At 51.8% G+C, this 5,219-nt stretch carries 1 tRNA gene and 3 rRNA genes; all 4 read right to left on the bottom strand.

The window, feature by feature from the left end:
* Nucleotide 1: 1 nt before the first annotated feature.
* The 4 genes from rrf to AB3329_RS11490 all read right to left on the bottom strand — a co-directional run bounded on the left by rrf (nt 2) and on the right by AB3329_RS11490 (nt 4,977).
* Nucleotides 2-117, bottom strand: a 5S ribosomal RNA gene (gene rrf / locus AB3329_RS11505).
* Between the two features lie 68 nt (nt 118-185).
* Nucleotides 186-3,088, bottom strand: a 23S ribosomal RNA gene (locus AB3329_RS11500).
* Between the two features lie 207 nt (nt 3,089-3,295).
* A tRNA-Ala gene (locus AB3329_RS11495) sits at nt 3,296-3,368 on the bottom strand.
* 52 nt (nt 3,369-3,420) lie between these two features.
* Nucleotides 3,421-4,977, bottom strand: a 16S ribosomal RNA gene (locus tag AB3329_RS11490).
* The 16S, 23S and 5S rRNA genes sit together here with 1 tRNA gene alongside, the layout of an rRNA operon.
* Between the last annotated feature and the right edge of the window lie 242 nt (nt 4,978-5,219).

Here is a 5,219-nt window from a genome sequence, read left to right as displayed (position 1 = left end):
AGCTAAGCAACTCCCTTATCTCGCAGGGGGAAACCCCCAACTACTTCCGGCGTGCTAGGGCTTAACGACTGTGGTCGGCATGGGTACAGGTGTATCCCCTAGGCTAGCGTCACTTAACTCTTCTTATCACCCCTAGTCCATTCAAAATTGAATACCTCTTAAACCCTTCACGCTCCTTTAACCTCTCGGTTAAGTCCTCGAGCTATTAGTACTGGTCCGCTCAATAGCTCACACTACTTACACTCCCAGCCTATCTACCTGTTCGTCTCTCAGGGCTCTTATTAACTTGCGTTATGGGAAATCTCATCTTGAGGCAGGCTTCACACTTAGATGCTTTCAGCGTTTATCCTTCCCCTACTTAGCTACCCAGCTGTGCCCTTGGCAGAACAACTGGTACACCAGCGGTAAGTCCACTCCGGTCCTCTCGTACTAGGAGCAGCCCCTCGCAAATTTCCTACGCCCGCGACGGATAGGGACCGAACTGTCTCACGACGTTCTGAACCCAGCTCGCGTGCCGCTTTAATGGGCGAACAGCCCAACCCTTGGGACCGACTTCAGCCCCAGGATGCGACGAGCCGACATCGAGGTGCCAAACCTCCCCGTCGATGTGAACTCTTGGGGGAGATAAGCCTGTTATCCCCAGGGTAGCTTTTATCCGTTGAGCGATGGCCCTTCCATACGGTGCCACCGGATCACTAAGCCCGACTTTCGTCCCTGCTCGACTTGTCTGTCTCGCAGTCAAGCTCCCTTCTGCCTTTACACTCTCCGATTGATTTCCATCCAATCTGAGGGAACCTTTGGGCGCCTCCGTTACCTTTTAGGAGGCGACCGCCCCAGTCAAACTGCCCGTCAGACACTGTCTCCGTAGATGTTCAACCTACCGGGTTAGAGTAGCCATAACACAAGGGTAGTATCCCAACAACGCCTCCAGAGAAACTGGCGTCCCTCCTTCTTTGGCTCCTACCTATCCTGTACATGTCTTACAGATACGCAATATCAAACTGCAGTAAAGCTCCATGGGGTCTTTCCGTCCTGTCGCGGGTAACCTGCATCTTCACAGGTACTAAAATTTCACCGAGTCTCTCGTTGAGACAGCGCCCAAATCATTACGCCTTTCGTGCGGGTCGGAACTTACCCGACAAGGAATTTCGCTACCTTAGGACCGTTATAGTTACGGCCGCCGTTTACTGGGGCTTCAATTCACACCTTCGGACTAATCCTTAGCGCTCCTCTTAACCTTCCAGCACCGGGCAGGCGTCACCCCCTATACATCATCTTGCGATTTCGCAGAGAGCTGTGTTTTTGATAAACAGTTGCTTGGGCCTCTTCACTGCGGCTGACCTCTCAGTCAGCACCCCTTCTCCCGAAGTTACGGGGTCATTTTGCCGAGTTCCTTAACGAGAGTTCGCTCGCTCACCTGAGGCTACTCGCCTCGACTACCTGTGTCGGTTTGCGGTACGGGTGGTATCATTCGGCGCTAGAAGCTTTTCTTGGCAGTGGGACATCACTCACTTCGCTACTCTCACTTCGCTCCCCTTAACAGCTCAATGGACCTGATAGAAGCATTTGACTCCTACCCCACCTCACTGCTTGGCCGGACTCTTCCAATCGTCCGGTTGAGCTAGCCTCCTGCGTCCCTCCTTCACTCCTGATACCAGTACAGGAATATCAACCTGTTGCCCATCGGATACACCTGTCGGTCTCTCCTTAGGTCCCGACTAACCCAGGGCGGACGAGCCTTCCCCTGGAATCCTTAGTCTTTCGGTGGACAGGATTCTCACCTGTCTTGCGCTACTCATACCGGCATTCTCACTTCTATACGCTCCAGTGCTCCTCTCGGTACACCTTCTCCGCCTATAGAACGCTCTCCTACCATACCCTTTTTTAGGTATCCACAGCTTCGGTAAACTATTTCAGCCCCGGTACATTTTCGGCGCAGGGGCACTCGACTAGTGAGCTATTACGCACTCTTTGAATGAATAGCTGCTTCTAAGCTAACATCCTAGTTGTCTCTGCACCCCCACATCCTTTTCCACTTAATAGTTATTTGGGGACCTTAGCTGGTGGTCTGGGCTGTTTCCCTTTCGACTACGGATCTTAGCACTCGCAGTCTGACTGCCGGGCATAAATCTATGGCATTCGGAGTTTATCTGAGTTTGGTAATCCGAGAAGGACCCCTTACCCAAACAGTGCTCTACCTCCATCATTCTTAACCCGACGCTAGCCCTAAAGCTATTTCGGAGAGAACCAGCTATCTCCAAGTTCGTTTGGAATTTCTCCGCTACCCACAAGTCATCCAAGCACTTTTCAACGTGCCCTGGTGCGGGCCTCCAGTGCGCTTTACCGCACCTTCACCCTGCTCATGGGTAGGTCACTTGGTTTCGGGTCGACATCCAGATACTCCTCGCCCTTTTCAGACTCGGTTTCCCTACGGCTCCGTCTCTTCAACTTAACCTCGCATCTAAACGTCACTCGCCGGTTCATTCTACAAAAGGCACGCTCTCACCCATTAACGGGCTCGAACTTCTTGTAAGCACACGGTTTCAGGGGCTCTTTCACTCCCCTTCCGGGGTTCTTTTCACCTTTCCCTCACGGTACTGGTTCACTATCGGTCACTAGGGAGTATTTAGGGTTGGGAGATGGGCCTCCCAGCTTCCGACGAGATTCCTCGTGTCTCGCCGTACTCAGGATACTGCTGGCTCTTAAGCATCATTTCAAATACGAGGCTCTTACTCTCTCTGGCTGACCTTCCCAGATCATTCTTCTATCATCCTTAAAACCCCTCTGCAGTCCTTCAACCCCGAAGTGTAAACACTCCGGTTTGCCCTCCTGCCCTTTCGCTCGCCGCTACTCAGGCAATCGCGTTTGCTTTCTCTTCCTGCAGCTACTGAGATGTTTCAGTTCACCGCGTCTTCCTTCCTCTGCCCTTTACAGACAGGGATGTCAGGCTTCACCTGACGGGTTCCCCCATTCGGACATCTCTGGATCTCCGCTTACTTACAGCTCCCCAAAGCATTTCGTCGTTCGTCACGTCCTTCTTCGGCTCCTAGTGCCTAGGCATCCACCGTGCGCCCTTACTAACTTAACCTTATTCTCGTTTCTCGGTTTTTTCAGCGTTTCGGTTTCTTTTTCTTCCATCTATCATGGCCTGAACCATCATAAATGGGTTGAGGTATTCAATTTTCAATGGACTAGTCTCAATCGCTCGGCGATTGATCATGGTGCTTAATCTAGAATAAACGCATGACTAACAGCTTACTCTCGCAAACCGCCATCACTCGCTTCCCCTAGATTATGGAGCCTAGCGGGATCGAACCGCTGACCTCCTGCGTGCAAAGCAGGCGCTCTCCCAGCTGAGCTAAGGCCCCCCTTGACCTCTCAAAACTAAATAAGACCGCAACGTGCATCCCGTTTCCTTAGAAAGGAGGTGATCCAGCCGCACCTTCCGATACGGCTACCTTGTTACGACTTCACCCCAATCATCTATCCCACCTTCGGCGGCTGGCTCCCTAAGGTTACCTCACCGACTTCGGGTGTTACAAACTCTCGTGGTGTGACGGGCGGTGTGTACAAGGCCCGGGAACGTATTCACCGCGGCGTGCTGATCCGCGATTACTAGCGATTCCGACTTCATGGAGGCGAGTTGCAGCCTCCAATCCGAACTGAGATTGGCTTTCAGAGATTAGCTGGCCGTCACCGACTCGCAACTCGTTGTACCAACCATTGTAGCACGTGTGTAGCCCAGGTCATAAGGGGCATGATGATTTGACGTCATCCCCACCTTCCTCCGGTTTATTACCGGCAGTCTGGCTAGAGTCCCCAACTGAATGATGGTAACTAACCATAAGGGTTGCGCTCGTTGCGGGACTTAACCCAACATCTCACGACACGAGCTGACGACAACCATGCACCACCTGTCTCCTCTGTCCCGAAAGAAAAGTCTATCTCTAGACCCGTCAGAGGGATGTCAAGACCTGGTAAGGTTCTTCGCGTTGCTTCGAATTAAACCACATGCTCCACCGCTTGTGCGGGCCCCCGTCAATTCCTTTGAGTTTCAACCTTGCGGTCGTACTCCCCAGGCGGAGTGCTTATTGCGTTGGCTCCGGCACTAAGCCCCGGATAGGGCCTAACACCTAGCACTCAGCGTTTACGGCGTGGACTACCAGGGTATCTAATCCTGTTTGCTCCCCACGCTTTCGAGCCTCAGCGTCAGTAACAGACCAGAGAGCCGCTTTCGCCGCCGGTGTTCCTCCATATATCTACGCATTTCACCGCTACACATGGAATTCCACTCTCCCCTTCTGTACTCAAGTCCCGCAGTTTCAAAAGCATACATTGGTTAAGCCAATGCCTTTGACTTCTGACTTACGAAACCGCCTGCGCTCCCTTTACGCCCAATAAATCCGGACAACGCTCGGGACCTACGTATTACCGCGGCTGCTGGCACGTAGTTAGCCGTCCCTTCCTCGTATGTTACCGTCACTGTGTGAGCTTTCCACTCTCACACCCGTTCTTCTCATACAACAGAGCTTTACGAAACGAATTCCTTCTTCACTCACGCGGCGTTGCTCGGTCAGGGTTCCCCCCATTGCCGAAGATTCCCTACTGCTGCCTCCCGTAGGAGTCTGGGCCGTGTCTCAGTCCCAGTGTGGCCGTTCACCCTCTCAGGCCGGCTATGTATCATCGCCTTGGTAGGCCTCTACCCTACCAACTAGCTAATACAACGCAGGTCCATCTCTCAGTGATGCTCTTGCACCTTTTAATCTTCTAACAGGCGTTAAAAAATTTTATGCGGTATTAGCTATCGTTTCCAATAGTTATCCCCCGCTAAAAGACAGGTTACCTACGCGTTACTCACCCGTTCGCGACTCACTAGTCTGCCCATTAATACCTTAATCGACAAACTGTGCGTTCCACTTGCATGTATTAGGCACGCCGCCAGCGTTCGTCCTGAGCCAGGATCAAACTCTCATTCGAATTTGAGCTTTACTCGTTTTCTACTGTCGCTGACAGTTCTTTTTCTTGTTTTCAGGTTAATTCCTTAACCCGCACGTCTTGGTCTTATTCAGTTCTCAAAGGTCACCATTGCCTCCTTTGAGACAACTCCTTTATTCTAGCAAATCATACGAGAGCTGTCAAGGACTTTTTCCTTTTTTCCCCTCAGACTCTCTCTGACAGCTCAATTAGTATAGCATCTCTTCTCATCTATTGTCAAGGGG

The sequence above is a fragment of the Streptococcus huangxiaojuni genome (assembly GCF_040930515.1).
GTDB lineage: Bacteria > Bacillota > Bacilli > Lactobacillales > Streptococcaceae > Streptococcus > Streptococcus huangxiaojuni.
Note: the sequence above shows the minus strand (reverse complement) of the source record. Positions and strands in the feature narration are given on the sequence as shown.